The 13,189-nt window shown below is 65.2% G+C and carries 15 protein-coding genes; 6 read left to right on the top strand and 9 right to left on the bottom strand.

Annotated elements, in window-relative coordinates; all coding sequences use genetic code 11:
• Positions 1-44 precede the first annotated feature (44 nt).
• Both IVB23_RS03390 and IVB23_RS03385 read right to left on the bottom strand, forming a co-directional pair.
• A complete protein-coding gene (locus IVB23_RS03390) occupies positions 45-608 on the bottom strand; it encodes a cytochrome b/b6 domain-containing protein (protein WP_061876483.1) in 564 nt (187 codons plus the stop codon).
• An 11-nt stretch (positions 609-619) separates the two neighbouring features.
• A complete protein-coding gene (locus tag IVB23_RS03385) occupies positions 620-898 on the bottom strand; it encodes a PepSY domain-containing protein (protein ID WP_061876484.1) in 279 nt (92 codons plus the stop codon).
• A 172-nt stretch (positions 899-1,070) separates the two neighbouring features.
• Between IVB23_RS03385 and IVB23_RS03380 the strand changes: the two genes are divergently transcribed.
• Genes IVB23_RS03380 through IVB23_RS03370 form a run of 3 tightly spaced genes read left to right on the top strand, consistent with a single transcriptional unit; the run spans position 1,071 to position 3,390 of the window.
• A complete protein-coding gene (locus IVB23_RS03380; RefSeq protein ID WP_246515465.1) occupies positions 1,071-1,358 on the top strand; it encodes a PepSY domain-containing protein in 288 nt (95 codons plus the stop codon).
• Entirely contained in the window at positions 1,358-2,023 is a 666-nt protein-coding gene (locus IVB23_RS03375; protein ID WP_197966769.1) for a response regulator transcription factor, read from the top strand. The genes IVB23_RS03380 and IVB23_RS03375 overlap by 1 nt, the downstream gene beginning before the upstream one ends.
• A complete protein-coding gene (locus tag IVB23_RS03370; RefSeq protein ID WP_247802458.1) occupies positions 2,020-3,390 on the top strand; it encodes a sensor histidine kinase in 1,371 nt (456 codons plus the stop codon). Before IVB23_RS03375 ends, IVB23_RS03370 begins: the two co-directional genes overlap by 4 nt.
• A gap of 55 nt (positions 3,391-3,445) precedes the next feature.
• Here IVB23_RS03370 and ppx read toward each other — a convergent pair whose 3' ends face one another.
• The 4 genes from ppx to IVB23_RS03350 all read right to left on the bottom strand — a co-directional run bounded on the left by ppx (position 3,446) and on the right by IVB23_RS03350 (position 8,649).
• Positions 3,446-4,948, bottom strand: a complete 1,503-nt coding sequence (gene ppx, locus IVB23_RS03365) for an exopolyphosphatase (protein ID WP_061876488.1) — start codon at positions 4,946-4,948, stop codon at positions 3,446-3,448.
• A gap of 15 nt (positions 4,949-4,963) precedes the next feature.
• Positions 4,964-7,153, bottom strand: coding sequence for an RNA degradosome polyphosphate kinase (locus IVB23_RS03360; RefSeq protein ID WP_247804741.1), 2,190 nt, complete (start codon positions 7,151-7,153; stop codon positions 4,964-4,966).
• A 153-nt stretch (positions 7,154-7,306) separates the two neighbouring features.
• Positions 7,307-7,984, bottom strand: a complete 678-nt coding sequence (locus tag IVB23_RS03355; RefSeq protein WP_061876616.1) for a DnaA/Hda family protein — start codon at positions 7,982-7,984, stop codon at positions 7,307-7,309.
• 122 nt (positions 7,985-8,106) lie between these two features.
• On the bottom strand, positions 8,107-8,649 hold the full coding sequence (locus tag IVB23_RS03350; protein WP_028180509.1) for a CDP-alcohol phosphatidyltransferase family protein: 543 nt from the start codon (positions 8,647-8,649) through the stop codon (positions 8,107-8,109).
• A 156-nt stretch (positions 8,650-8,805) separates the two neighbouring features.
• Between IVB23_RS03350 and purM the strand changes: the two genes are divergently transcribed.
• Complete coding sequence (gene purM, locus IVB23_RS03345; RefSeq protein ID WP_061876489.1) at positions 8,806-9,879, top strand: phosphoribosylformylglycinamidine cyclo-ligase; 1,074 nt, start codon at positions 8,806-8,808, stop codon at positions 9,877-9,879.
• Positions 9,879-10,532: a phosphoribosylglycinamide formyltransferase gene (gene purN, locus IVB23_RS03340; protein ID WP_197966672.1), complete on the top strand. Its 654-nt coding sequence runs from the start codon at positions 9,879-9,881 to the stop codon at positions 10,530-10,532. Before purM ends, purN begins: the two co-directional genes overlap by 1 nt.
• A 16-nt stretch (positions 10,533-10,548) precedes the next feature.
• Here purN and IVB23_RS39410 read toward each other — a convergent pair whose 3' ends face one another.
• From IVB23_RS39410 to IVB23_RS03325, 3 genes are all read right to left on the bottom strand, one after another.
• Complete coding sequence (locus IVB23_RS39410) at positions 10,549-10,896, bottom strand: DUF6678 family protein (RefSeq protein WP_346659151.1); 348 nt, start codon at positions 10,894-10,896, stop codon at positions 10,549-10,551.
• A gap of 80 nt (positions 10,897-10,976) precedes the next feature.
• Positions 10,977-11,261, bottom strand: a complete 285-nt coding sequence (locus IVB23_RS03330) for a hypothetical protein (RefSeq protein ID WP_247802456.1) — start codon at positions 11,259-11,261, stop codon at positions 10,977-10,979.
• Between the two features lie 135 nt (positions 11,262-11,396).
• Entirely contained in the window at positions 11,397-11,603 is a 207-nt protein-coding gene (locus IVB23_RS03325) for a cold-shock protein (protein WP_028180514.1), read from the bottom strand.
• 380 nt (positions 11,604-11,983) lie between these two features.
• On the opposite strand from IVB23_RS03325, the gene IVB23_RS03320 reads away from it, so the two are divergent.
• Positions 11,984-13,174 carry an autotransporter outer membrane beta-barrel domain-containing protein gene (locus tag IVB23_RS03320; RefSeq protein ID WP_247802455.1) on the top strand — a complete coding sequence of 397 codons (1,191 nt, stop codon included), beginning with the start codon at positions 11,984-11,986 and terminating at the stop codon, positions 13,172-13,174.
• Positions 13,175-13,189: the final 15 nt, after the last annotated feature.

Here is a 13,189-nt window from a genome sequence, read left to right as displayed (position 1 = left end):
CCATCGTGGAAAGCCGCTCGCCGTTCGTGCAGCGTTTCGGTCACTCACGATGCACGCTTCCTTCCCGTGATCATCGCCTTCACCAGATTCTCGCTGTGCTCGAAGCTCGCCAACAGGACGCCAAGCACATGGACGACGACGAGGCCGATCGTGAGGTTGGCGAACGCCTCATGCATCTCCTCGACCCATTTTGCCCCCCAGAAGGTGCCGGTCGTCATCATGTAACCGGTGGAGCAGGTGACGATCAGCGTGACGATCAGCGCCACGACCATCGTGCCGCCGGCTGGATTGTGGCCGAGGTAACGCGGCGCCCTGAGCAACGCCACGTCGCGCATGTAGGCGAGTACCGCGCGCGGCGAGCGCACGAAATCGCTGAAGCGCGCATTGCGCGGCCCCACGAAGCCCCACGCGATCCGTAGCGCAAGCAATCCGGCAATCGTGTATCCGGCGGCGATATGGACGTTCTCGATCTCGTCACCCGTGGCATAAGCGAGCAGAAACAGCCCGACCAGCGACCAATGGAACACGCGCACGAAAGGGTCCCAGACCTTGACCGATGCCGGCGGCGTCTCGCCGCCGGCCTCGATCCCGTCGTTGATGGCGCTCATGGTGGCGCCCTCTACAGCTGGCCGACGATCTGGCCATTGGTCGGATCGACGAACAGTTCGACCCGGCTGCCGGACTTGTCGATCGCATAGAGTTCGCCACAGGCGTTCTTGAGCTTGGCCTTCTGAACCTTGTAGCCTTGGGCCTCGATCTTGGCCTGAAGTTCTTCGAGCGGCAGCCAGCGGGTTGCCGGGGCTGCCGTGCAGGGACGCCCGAGGCTGCCGGCATGAGCGGTCGCGGCGGCCGCGAGCAGGGCGCCGGCAGCTGCGGTGAAGATGGTGATCTTGCGCATGGTTCTCTCCGGTGTGCATGGCCCGGCCACATCATGCGGCAAGGCAATGCGTGGACACTGGCAGAAGCGCCCTGACCGCCGCCTGTTGATCCACGTCAGCGATCTGTCAGGTCGATTGCGGCATGCTTCATGGATGCAGCCGTCTCGCTTTCTGGAATTTCTCGCGGTGCCATTGCTGGTGGGAGTCCTGCTCCCGTCGGAGCCTGCGGCCGCAAGCGACCACGATAAAGGCGCGCCCGACGCAGTGCGCCACGCGGTCGAGGCAGGCGAGATCAAGTCACTCGCCGACATCCTCGCATCCGTCCGTGGCAAGCTGCCGGGCGAGGTTGCCGGCGTCGAAATAGAACGTGAGCGCGGCCGCTGGATCTATGAGTTTCGCCTCGTCGACGACAAGGGCCGCCTCTACGAAGCGTACGTGGACGCTCGTAGCGGCGAGATTGAACGCATCAAGGAGAAGTGATGCGGCTGCTGCTTGTGGAGGATGACCGACGGATCGCCGCCGATGTGGAGAGGGCGCTGCGCGCGGCCGGCTATGTCGTCGAAACCGTCCGCAACGGCGAGGAAGCCTGGTTCCGCGGTGACACCGAGGACTACGGCGCCGTCGTCCTGGATCTCGGCTTGCCCGGCATGGACGGTCTGGCGGTCCTCAAGCGCTGGCGCGCCAACGGAAGGTCGATGCCGGTGCTGATCCTGACGGCGCGAGGCAGCTGGGCCGAGCGCGTCGATGGGATCGACGCGGGCGCCGACGACTACCTGCCCAAGCCGTTTCGCATGGAGGAATTGCTGGCGCGGCTGCGCTCGATCGTGCGCCGCTCGGCGGGGCACGCCTCGCCACGGATCGTTGCGGGCGATGTCGAGCTCGACGAGCGTCAGATGAAGGTGACGTTGCGCGGCGTACCCGTCGCGTTGTCGCCGTTGGAATACCGCCTGATCGCCTTTCTCCTGCACCACCGCGGCCGCGTGGTGTCGCAGCAAGAACTCGACGAGAACGTTTATGGCCACGGCGAGGACCACGAGTCGAACGCGCTCGAGGTGCTGGTCGGCCGAGTGCGCAGGAAGCTCGGTGCCGACCTGATCGAGACGAGGCGCGGCTTCGGCTATCTGGTGCCGGAGATGCCGCCATGAGCTGGGGCTCGCTGCGGCTGCGACTGGTCGCCGGCGGACTTGCAGCTATCCTGATCGCGCTGACGATTGCCGGCGCGGGGCTGACGCTGCTGTTCGAACGCCACGTCACGCGCACCATCGGCGATGACCTCGACATCTATCTGAAGCAACTCGTCGCGGGTATTGACGCCGATGCGCGGGGCAAGCTGGTGGTGGGCCGGCCGCCGGCCGATCCGCGTTTTTCCGATCCGCTTTCGGGCTTGTACTGGCAGGTATCAGACGACGGTGGTCAGGTGCTGCGTTCGCGTTCGCTGTGGGACACGGCGTTGGACCTGCCGCAGGACGAGCCGTCGCCGAGCGAATTGCACCGTCATGTCATCCCCGGGCCGGCGAACGCACGGCTCCTGGTCAGTGAACGCCGCGTGCTGCTCACCGTCGGCGACCGCCGTGCGCCGGTGCGCGTCGTTGTGGCGGCCGATCTCGCTCGCGTGTCGGCCGCCGGCTCGCAATTCGCCAGGGAGCTGACGCTGGCGCTCGGCCTGCTGGGGCTGGTGCTGGCGGCGGCCACCTCGATCCAGGTCGGGCTGGGCTTACGTCCGCTCGACGCACTTCGCCGCGGCGTCGCGGAGGTCCGCTCCGGGCAACGCAAGCATCTTCCCGCTGATGTCCCTGCCGAGGTGACGCCTCTGGTGGAAGAGGTAAACAGCCTGATCGAGGCACAGGAACGCGAGATCGAGCGTTCGCGCAGCCGTGCCGCTGACCTGGCGCACGGGCTGAAGACGCCGCTCGCCGCACTCGCCGCCGATGTCGCGCTATTGCGCCGGCGAGGTGAGCAGGACGTCGCCCAGGCAATCGAAGCCGTCGGTGACACGATGAGCCGTCACGTCGACCGCGAGCTGGCACGCGCCCGGGCGCGGGGGACGGCACGACAGCGCGGCGGAATTTCCACGCCCCTTAGACCGCTCGTCGAGTCCCTGGTGCTTACGCTGGCGCGCACGCCCACTGCGCAGCGGCTCGAATTCAAGATCTGCATAACGGGCGAGCCGAGCGTGCCGCTCGATCGTACCGATCTGGCCGAAGTGCTCGGCAATCTCCTGGAAAATGCCGCCCGTCACGCCAAGAGCAAGGTGCGCATTGGCGCCGGTGCCACTGCGAATCCGGCGATCTCAGTCGAGGACGACGGGCCGGGAATCGCGTCCGCTGAACGCGCCCGCGTGCTCGAACGCGGTGTTAGGCTCGATGAGCGCGGCGAAGGCGCCGGCCTCGGCCTTGCGATCGTTCAGGACGTGCTCAGTGCCTATGGATGGCAGCTTGTTCTCGCCGATTCCGAACTCGGCGGACTGAAGGCCATCGTCGCGCCGCAGGACAGCCGACGCCTCGTCGCGTGACCAGCCTGCTTGTTGCGCGACCCCGACGGCCCGGCAGCGCCACTGTTTCTGTTCGTCAGCGCCTCACGATCGAGCCGGCACGGCCGATCAGGCGGGCGAGCTGGCGGAAGCGGCTGCCGACTCGGTCGGCGACGAGGTCTCCGAGCCGGTGCTCGAACACCAGCATCAATTTGCGGCCCTCGCTGCGGAAATGCGTGGCGGGCAGGACGCCCGGACGCGCCGCCGAGATCAGGTGGGCGACGCGGAATGCAGCGCCCAGCAGGCGCGCGCGCTCGAGCTGGGCTGGCGTCAACAGCTCCTGCATCGTGGTCGGCGGCTGGTTTTCCTCGCTCAGGCCGGCATAGCGATAGAACACGGACAGGCCGACGAAGGCGCGCTCGGTGTGGGTGATCGCGCCGAAATTGGCGTTGACGACCAGGCTGAGCGTCTGCTCGCCGCGATGGTCGGGATGCACGCGCCAGCCGATGTCGGACAGCAGGCACGCGGTGCGGCGCAGGCGGCGCTCCTCTTCGGTCTCGCGCAGCTTCACGACGCGCACAAGGCGGTCGGTCCAGGCGATCAGCTCGCGGGCGTGCTTCGCCGAGCGTGACAGCAACTGGTTCAGCTCCTCGGCCGCGCAGATCAGCCCGTCCTTGTTGCGTTCGGTCTCCGGCAGCTTCTCGTGCAGGAGGCCTTCGCGCACACCGAAGGTCGAAAACACAATGTTCTTCGGCTTTGCAACGCGGATGACGTGCTCGAGCACCAGCGCCGCATAGGTGAGGAGCGGGCGCCGCGCATCGGCGACGATCTCGATGTCGGCGAGCATGTCGGCGGCAGCGAGGCGCCGGAGACGGCGGGAGAAGTCGAGCGCCTCGGCGGCCGAAATCGAATAGCCGTGCATCACCTGGAGCGGATAGCCGCTCTGGATGATGTGGATGCGCGCGAGCGCGCGCCAGGTGCCGCCGACGGCATAAAAGGTGCGGCCGCGGCCCGCGGTGAGCTGCGGCACCTCGTCGAGCTCCTCGCGCACGATGCGATCGGCGCGCTTGAGCGATTTGTGCGCGAGGTCCTGAAGCGCGAGCCCGCCGAGCGGCAGCGTCACGCCGCTGCGCACGCTGTTCCTGCGCACGTCGATCAGCTCGAGCGAGCCGCCGCCGAGGTCGCCGACGATGCCGTCGGGAAGATGGATGCCGGAGATCACCCCGAGCGCCGACAGCCGAGCCTCGCGCGGGCCTGACAGGATCTCGATCTTCACCGCGCAGATGCGCTCGGCCTTGGCGATGAAGTCGGGGCCGTTGGAGGCGTCGCGGCAGGCCGCGGTCGCAATCGCGAACACGCGCCCGACCTGCATCACGCGGCACAATGCGCGGAAGCGCTTGAGCGAGGTCAGCGCCTTGTCGACGGCGTCGGGGGCGAGCAGACCCGTGCTCTGCACCTCGCGCCCGAGGCCGCACAGGGTCTTCTCGTTGAAGATCGGGATGAGGCTCCGCGTCAGTCCCTCGTAGACGACGAGACGGACCGAGTTGGAGCCGATGTCGATAACCGCGACGCTCGAGCCGCGCTTGCGCGGCCGCTTCACGTGGCAGATCCCCGATCAGGATGGATGACGTTCGTTCCGGCGCGTGAGACGACGCGGCGAGGATTCCTTGAGCGACTTTCCACGGCCAGACAGACTCGGATTTGTCATGAAGTAGTTGTGGACGTTGAAAGGCTCCTCGCCTTTCGCGGTCTTCATACGCGTTGACGACCCGTCCGGCAACAACTGCCAGCTCTGCTCATTGTCCTTCAGATTGGCGACCATGATCTGTTCGAGAACCTGCTGATGCACCGTTGGATTTTGCAGCGGGCACAGCACCTCGACGCGACGGTCGAGGTTGCGCGGCATCATGTCGGCGGACGAGATATACACAGCCGCTTTCGCGCTCGGCAGGCCCTGGCCCATGCCGAAGCAGTAGATTCGGCCATGTTCCAGGAAGCGCCCGATGATCGACTTGACCCGGATGTTCTCCGACAGGCCGGGGATGCCGGGCCTGAGGCAACAGATGCCGCGCACCACGAGCTCGACCTGGACGCCGGCCTGGGAGGCCTCGTAAAGCGCGTCGATGATGTCGGGGTCGACCAGCGCATTCATCTTCATCCAGACCGCGCCGGTCCGGCCGTGCCGCGCATGCGCGGTCTCACCCTGAATGTGCTCGATGATGCGCTTGCGCAAGGTCAGCGGCGACACCGCCATCTTCTCGAGGTCGCTGGGCGCGGCATAGCCGGTGATGAAATTGAACACGCGCGCGGCATCGCGGCCGATGGTCGGATCGGACGTAAAGTAAGAGAGGTCGGTGTAGATGCGCGCGGTGACCGGATGATAGTTGCCGGTGCCGGTATGGACGTAGGTCGTGAGGCTGCCGCCCTCGCGGCGCACCACCATCGAGAGTTTTGCGTGCGTCTTCAGTTCGAGGAAGCCGTAGACGACCTGCACGCCGGCGCGTTCGAGATCGCGCGCCCAGCGGATGTTGGCTTCTTCGTCGAACCGCGCCTTCAGCTCGATCAAGGCCGTGACCGATTTGCCGGCTTCGGCCGCTTCCGCGAGCGTGCGCACGATCGGCGAGTTGTTGGAGGTGCGGTAGAGCGTCTGCTTGATCGCGACGACATCAGGGTCGCGCGCGGCCTGCTGGAGGAACTGCACCACCACGTCGAAGGATTCGTAGGGGTGATGGACGACGAGGTCCTTCTGCCGGATCGCGGCAAAGATGTCGCCGCCATGCTCGCGCACGCGCTCGGGATGGCGCGGCACGTAAGGGGTGAATTCGAGGTCAGGCCGGTCGAGTCGCGTGAGCTGGGAGAGCTCGTTCATGGCGAGCACGCCGTCGACCAGGAACACCTCGTCATCGGCCGCCGACAGCGCATGCTGCACGAAGCTGCGTAGTTCCTCCGGCATCTTGGCGTCGATCTCGAGCCGGATCACGGATCCGCGCCGGCGGCGCTTCAGCGCGGTCTCGAACAGGCGGACGAGGTCCTCCGCCTCTTCCTCGATTTCAAGCTCGGAGTCGCGGATGATCCGGAAGGAGCCCTGGCCGTGCAGATTGTAGCCGGGGAACAGGCGGTTGATGAACAGGGCGGTCGCCTGCTCCAGCGAGATCAGGCGCACCGTGCCTTCGGCGGGCAGGCGGATGAAGCGGTCGATCTTGCCGGGCATGCGGATCAGCGCGTTCATCTGTTTGCCGTCGGCGGCGCGCGTGAGCTGGAGCGCGATGGTGAAACCGAGGCTCGGAATGAACGGGAAGGGGTGGGCCGGATCGATCGCGAGCGGCGTCAGCAGCGGGAAGACGTTGTTGAGGAAATAGTCCTCGATCCAGGTCCGTTCCGATTTGGAGACGTCCTTGCCGTCGACCAGCACGATGCCGACCTCGGCCAGCGTGCTGCGCAGGTCGCGCCAGATCGCCTGCTGGTCCGAGGCGAGCTGGGAGACGGTGCGGTTGATCAGGGCGAGCTGCTCCGACGGCGTCAGGCCGTCGGGGCTGCGTTCGGCAATGCCCTCGCGCACCTGGGCCTTGATGCCGGCGACGCGGACCATGAAGAACTCGTCGAGGTTATTCGCCGAGATCGACAGGAATCGCACCCGCTCCAGCACGGGGTGGTTGGGATTGACCGATTCCTCCAGGACGCGGCGGTTGAAATGCAGCCAGGACAGCTCGCGGTTGATGAACCTTTCGGGGCTGGATGCGATCGCCGGCAGGCCCTCGGCTTCCGGGGCTTTTTCTTTAATTTCAACGGCTTGCGCAGAGTCCATCAGAAGTCGGTCCATCCTGTCTCGCCTCACTTTGCGACTTATGCGCAAAACCCCGGGGAGCATGTGTTACAGCGATGACGTTTCGATGACATTGATGTTCCGCCGTTCCGCCGCGTCAAGCCGTTGCAGAAGGCGTCGGGCCTACGGGGCCGATCAGGGGTCCCGGAGCAGCTCGGCGGCGAGCGCCCGGGTCACGGGGCGGCCGAGCCGCAGGGCTTCGCTGTCGAGCAGCTCCACGGCCTGCCGGGCCGCGGCCGAGGACCGCTCCAGGCGGGTGGCGAGGTAGCCGACTACGCTCTCGTCCACGGTGAGCTGGCGGTCGGCGCAGAATTTGACGATGAGGCCGCGAAAGAGCTGGTCGTCGGGGGGCAGCAGCGCGACCACCGGAACGGCCCGCAGACGCGAGCGCAGGTCGCGAAGCTCGATCTCCAGCGCGGCCGGCACCTCGCGTCCGGTGAGGAGGACGTAGGCGCCGTCCTCGCGGGCGAGGTTCATCAGGTGAAAGAGGGCACGCTCGTCAAAATCCTTGGCCTTGAGATCTTCGACCACCAGCGCGCCGGTGGCGAGCGCGCCCGGAACGCCTGCCGCCGTCAGCGCATTGGCCGTGGTCGAGCGGGCGCCGGCTTCCTCGGCCCAGATCGCGGCGAGATGGCTCTTGCCGCTTCCTTCCGGGCCGGCCAGCCACATGATCCGGTTCGGCCATTCCGGCCAGCTGTCGATCAGGCCGAGACCGGCCGCATTGGCGGGGCCTTCGAGGAAGTTGTCCCGGCTGAGGCTCTCCGCATGCGGAAGCGCGAACGCCAATTGTCGGGGATGGACGCGGCCTGCCACGCTTGCTTTGCTCCATGCCGGCGCGCCGGCCCGTTTGAAGAGGTTCGACTTGATCGCGCGGGACTTGTTCGTGCGAGACTTGATCTTGTGAGACTTGGCCTTTTGCGGGGCCGCATCCCGGCTCATTTGGCCTCGATCGTGCTCATGTGCCGCAGCCACTCGACGAGATAGAGCGACACGGAGGAGAGCGTGAAGATCGTGACGAGGCCCATCAGGATGATATCATAAGGTGCCGGCTTGAAGCCGAAGGCAAGCGCTGCCAGCACCAGCGCCGCGAACGCCACCTGTGCCACGGTGTTGAGCTTGGATACCTTCGACGGCTTCATCTCGACCGGCCGGTCGAACAGCCAGGATACGATCACGGCGGCGACGATCATGATGTCGCGCGAGACCACCAGGATCACGATCCAGCGCGGGATCGCGCCCCAGATGCCGAGCGCCATGTAGATCGAGACCAGCAGTGCCTTGTCCGCGAGCGGATCGAGCAGGGCGCCGAGTTCGCTCGTCATGTTGAAGCGCTTGGCCAAAAAGCCGTCCACGGCATCGCTGATGCCGGCGATCAGGAAGACGGCGAAGGCGACCTCCATTTGGCTCGACACGATGGCCCAGACGATGATCGGGACCAGCATGATGCGGCCCAGGGTAATGATGTTCGGAATACTCACGAAAGCGCTTCCCGGCACCCGGTCTGACCTCGAATCCGGCCCCCGCGGGAGGCTGAACCGGTTGATATCTACATAGTATAGGCAGGAGCGCCATGCGAGCCATTGCGTGTCCCCGGAATTCGACGTAACCAGCCGCAAACCCACTGGAAATCGGGCATGACCGACCGCAAAAACGGCCTCACTTACGCCGATTCAGGCGTCGATATCGACGCGGGCAACCGCCTGGTCGACCTGATCAAGCCGATGGTGCGCGCCACCGCACGGCCGGGTGCCGACGCCGAGATCGGCGGCTTCGGTGGCCTGTTCGACCTCAAGGCGGCCGGCTTCAAGGATCCGGTCCTCGTGGCCGCGACAGACGGTGTCGGCACCAAGGTCAAGATCGCGATCGAGACCGGGCTGCATGGCGGCATCGGCATCGACCTCGTTGCCATGAGCGTCAACGACCTGGTGGTGCAGGGCGCCGAGCCGCTGTTTTTCCTGGACTATTTCGCCTGCGGCAAGCTCGATCCCGAGGCCACCGCCGCGATCGTCGCGGGCGTTGCGGAGGGGTGCCGCGAATCCGGCTGCGCCCTGATCGGCGGCGAGACCGCGGAGATGCCCGGTCTCTACAAGGACGGCGATTATGACCTCGGCGGCTTTGCCGTCGGCGCTGCGGAGCGCGGTACGCTGCTGCCGCGCAAGGACATCGCCGCAGGCGACGCCGTAATCGGTCTTGCTTCATCAGGCGTGCATTCCAACGGCTTCTCGCTGGTGCGCAAGATCGTGGAACAATCCGGTCTCGGCTTCGCGGCACAGGCGCCGTTCGCGCCCGTGATGACGCTCGGCGGCGCGCTGCTGACGCCGACGCGGCTCTACGTCAAATCCTGCCTGCGCGCGATCCGCGAGACCGGCGCGGTGAAGGGGCTTGCCCATATCACCGGCGGCGGCTTCACCGACAACATCCCGCGCGTGCTGCCGAAGGATCTGGGCGTCGGCATCGATCTGGCACGCCTGCCGGTGCTGCCGGTGTTCAAATGGCTGGCGGCGCAGGCCGGCATCGCCGAGCTGGAAATGTTGCGCACCTTCAATTGCGGCATCGGCATGATCGCGATCGTCGAGCCCGACAAGGTCGATGAGGTCGTCGAGGTCTTCACCGACGCCGGCGAAACCGTGGCGCAGCTCGGCACCGTGATCCCGGCCGAAGGCGAGAATCGCGTCGTCTATAACGGCCACCTCGATCTGGCGCTGTGATGAAGCGCCGCGTTGCCATCCTGATCTCCGGGCGCGGCTCCAACATGGCCGCGCTGATCAGGGCCGCCGCTGCCGCGGACTTTCCGGCGGAGATCTCGCTCGTCATTTCGAACAAGGCCGATGCGCTCGGACTGGAAAAGGCGAGGGCGAGCGGCGTCAACACGCTGGTGATCGAGAGCAAGCCGTTCGGCAAGGATCGCGCCGGCTTCGAGAAGGTGCTGCAGGCAGCGCTCGATCGGCACGGCATCGAGCTGATCTGTCTCGGCGGCTTCATGCGCCTGTTCACGGCCGAGTTCACGACGGCCTGGTACGGGCGGATGCTCAACATCCATCCCTCGCTGCTGCCGTCTTTCCCCGGCCTCGATCCGCACGGCCAGGCCTTGCGCGCTGGCGTCAAGCTGTCCGGCGCCACGGTGCATTTCGTCATCCCCGAGACCGATGCCGGCCCGATCGTGATGCAGGGCGCGGTGCCCGTCAGCGATCACGACACCGGGGATACGCTGTCGGAGCGCATCCTCGAAGTCGAGCACCGTATCTATCCCGAAGCGCTGCGGCTGCTCGCGACCGGCAAGGTCCGGATCGAAGGTGATGTCTGCAGGACGGAGGGCAGCGGGCCCTCGGAGAATTTTCTGGTTGCGCCGGTGGTGCGCTGAGCTGGGCACCTCAGGCTTACTCGACGTAACCTGCTTCCTCGCCATTGCGGACATATCCGTAGATGCGGAAACCCGCGGCCGTTTCCTTTCCGACAAACCGGATACGCTTCAGGATCGCGCGGACAAGTGTGCGCTGATGGGGCGCCGCAATAGATAGTTCAGCCCATTCCATCCAGTCCCATCCACCGCTGGTCCAGTGATAGAACCATTCGCCGTCCCACTGGCTCAGGTTTCCAGTTTCGAGGTTCTTGCAGCGAAATCTGGGTGGATCAGAAGACTTGAGGTTGAGTACAGCCTCGCGAAGCTCGCGCCATTTGGTATCATTCGCGACTGAGAAATAGTCTGACCGTTGCGCATCACTCAGTTCAAATCACGGTACTGAAAACGGCTCGAGCAACGATACGCCTATCGCCGCCATATCGGCAATGTTACGCGCAACGAGTGTCAGGCCGTGCACCTCGGCTGATCAAACACACCGTCAAACACGTCATCGGGAAGCTCGGAACCGAAGATGTCGAAGGCTGTCCTGACGTCGGGATTGAGGAGGGCTTTGACGAGCATTGATCGGAGCGCCGCGGCTCGCTCCGATTTGTCTCGCAGGGTCTCGGCCAATGCGCGGATGAGACTCGCGTCGTTCTTGGCTGCCTGCACTTCAACGCGCACCAAACCAACTGCCTCAGCACGGCGCCGATGGGTACGGGTGGCCTTTCGCTGGGATTTGGTTGTCACGAACTCATCTCAATCTCTGGTAATATAACCGGAAATTGACCTAGGGGCAATCGCGGGGTCATCGCCCCCAAACAAAATCCCCCGGCAGAGCCGGGGGCAACGTCATGATCTCTCGCTTGTCAAGCTCGAGAGAAATCAGGAGACCTTGAGGTTCTCCGCGGATGTCTTGCCGCGGTTCTCCACGAGGTCGAATTCAACCGCCTGGTTCTCGTTGAGGGTGGAGAGTCCAGCACGCTCGACGGCGGAGATATGGACGAATACGTCCTTGTCGCTGCCGTTCGGCTTGATGAACCCATAACCCTTGGTCGGGTTGAACCATTTGACGGTGCCCTTTTGCGGCATCGCTAGTCTCCTCCACTAGATAAAAAAGACGCGGCCGCTTTTCGCGTGCCACGCCACAAACGGGTTTTCCGGAAGCCTGTTCGAGTCTTGAGTCTCAATGTCGCGAAACGCACAGCAGAGCGGCCAATTCCGATTGTGTCCGATATTGCAACATGAAAATCGCGCGTTAGCAAGCAGAGTGCGAATTTCAAGTCCGGGGTGGGCACCGTCGTCTGCAATTTGCGACCTGTGGCCGCGGAACCACAATCGAGGGCAATAGCCTCGGAGACAGCAGGCCAACAGGTTGACCCTCCGTTGCAGTTCGGCACAAATCGCCACACGGCGCGAGCCGCTCGTGTTGCATTTTTGCGGGCCGCCTTTTGCTTTGGGATTTAGTCGTCATGCGCTGCACCTCGCAGCCGTCCGGGACACGGCAGACGATCGGCCCGGACCGCGTCCGCCGGATCGCGGCAGCGGTCGCCAACACGGTTGCAGCCATCGCGCTTGCGCTGGTCGTAACGATGTCGGCCGCGACATCCGTCCTCGCGCAAAGTCCGACACCCACTCCGACCCCGACACCCACGCCGACCCCGACGCCCACACCGTCGCCGACCCCGATCCCGATGCCGACCGCGATTAATTACGATCAGTCGGCCGGCAACAGCATGCTCAATTTCGGCTCGGGATTTCTGGAGCGGCTCGGCAACCAGGCCGCCAATGGTTTCAACCGGTCGTTCCGGACCAATCCCGGCGGCGGCGGTGCCTCCGCGAGCACGGAGGATCCGCGCTACCGTACCTGGTTCGAAGGCTACGGCATCTCGGTCCGCACCGAGGCGCAGGGCGATTTCGTCGGCGACAAGCGCAGGACGTTTGGGGGCGTCGCCGGCCTCGGCGCGCGGCTCGCGCCCGGCGTCAACATCGGCTTCTCCATCGACCAGAGCCACACCGACATCGACGTACCGCTCGCGCTCCAGTCGGCCACGCTCGACCTGACCCAGCTTGGCTTCAATGGTTCGGTCGACAAGGGTCCATGGACCTGGGCCTTTGCCGTGGTGCACGGTTTCGGCAAGGTCCGGTCCAGCCGCGATACCGGCCTTGGCCTTGCGACCGCCGGCTATCGCGCCGCGGTCGACGGCGCGCTGACCGAGATCAGCTATTACTGGACCAGGGACCAGATGCGCATCGTGCCCAAGGGCGCGCTCGAATATGTGCGCGCCACCAGTGCCGCGTTCCAGGAATCCGGCGGTCTCGATCCGCTCAGCGTCGGCTCGACGGCGCTCTCCCGTGCACGCGTGATGATCGGCGCCGAGATCGGCCGCTACTTCATCTTCGACCAGAAGATTCTGGACCTCTCGGCCTACGGCAAGCTCGTCGACAATTTCCACCAGGACCTGGGATCGATTCAGGTCAGCCTGGGCGCCCAGAGCATCGTGGTCCCCGGCATCGGCGAGAGCCGCTACGGCGCGGATGCCGGTGCCTCGGCTTCGCTCAGCCTGACCAGCGTGGCACGGCTTTACGTCAATTACGACGGCAAGTTCCGCAACGAGCTCACCTTGCACCAGGGCACTGTCGGCTTCGAATACAAATGGTGAGCTGAAGCTCGTCCA

This window comes from Bradyrhizobium sp. 191, assembly GCF_023100985.1.
GTDB classification, from domain to species: domain Bacteria; phylum Pseudomonadota; class Alphaproteobacteria; order Rhizobiales; family Xanthobacteraceae; genus Bradyrhizobium; species Bradyrhizobium diversitatis.
Note: the sequence above shows the minus strand (reverse complement) of the source record. Positions and strands in the feature narration are given on the sequence as shown.

Excerpts from the sequence above, each read along its gene's own strand:
- IVB23_RS03390 (WP_061876483.1), bottom strand. The coding sequence starts at position 608 with ATGAGCGCCATCAACGACGGGATCGAGGCCGGCGGCGAGACGCCGCCG.
- IVB23_RS03385 (WP_061876484.1), bottom strand. The coding sequence starts at position 898 with ATGCGCAAGATCACCATCTTCACCGCAGCTGCCGGCGCCCTGCTCGCG.
- IVB23_RS03375 (WP_197966769.1), top strand. The coding sequence starts at position 1,358 with ATGCGGCTGCTGCTTGTGGAGGATGACCGACGGATCGCCGCCGATGTG.
- IVB23_RS03370 (WP_247802458.1), top strand. The coding sequence starts at position 2,020 with ATGAGCTGGGGCTCGCTGCGGCTGCGACTGGTCGCCGGCGGACTTGCA.
- IVB23_RS03360 (WP_247804741.1), bottom strand. The coding sequence starts at position 7,153 with ATGGACTCTGCGCAAGCCGTTGAAATTAAAGAAAAAGCCCCGGAAGCC.
- purM (WP_061876489.1), top strand. The coding sequence starts at position 8,806 with ATGACCGACCGCAAAAACGGCCTCACTTACGCCGATTCAGGCGTCGAT.
- purN (WP_197966672.1), top strand. The coding sequence starts at position 9,879 with ATGAAGCGCCGCGTTGCCATCCTGATCTCCGGGCGCGGCTCCAACATG.
- IVB23_RS03325 (WP_028180514.1), bottom strand. The coding sequence starts at position 11,603 with ATGCCGCAAAAGGGCACCGTCAAATGGTTCAACCCGACCAAGGGTTAT.
- IVB23_RS03320 (WP_247802455.1), top strand. The coding sequence starts at position 11,984 with ATGCGCTGCACCTCGCAGCCGTCCGGGACACGGCAGACGATCGGCCCG.